This is a genomic window from Oleiphilus sp. HI0067 (genome assembly GCF_001635735.1).
Window position 1 is genome coordinate 1 of sequence record NZ_LWFI01000650.1, and the last position, 243, is coordinate 243.

The 243-nt window shown below is 45.3% G+C and carries 1 protein-coding gene; it reads left to right on the forward strand.

Features of this window, described 5'->3' with window-relative positions; all coding sequences use genetic code 11:
* A partial coding sequence (locus A3739_RS29610; RefSeq protein WP_197472159.1) for a hypothetical protein occupies positions 1–243 on the forward strand: 243 nt, incomplete at both ends.

A 243-nucleotide genomic window follows, 5' to 3' on the forward strand; every position in this document is an offset into this window, starting at 1 on the left:
AAGCCAATTTGGCGGTGGCACGAGTGGTAGTGGTCTTCAAGAAGAACAAACTAAACAGCAAGTTTCTGTACTCACTCGAAGTGGGCAGTCTCAAGACCCAAGTGAACAAGCCTTGCCTCGAGGAGATGTGCCAGAAGAAGAATCCAGTGCACGATATCAAGCAGGCAAATTAGTACCTTTCGGTTATGAATTATTTGCAGGGGCTCCAAGTACATTTGAACCAGTGAATGATATTCCTGTTTC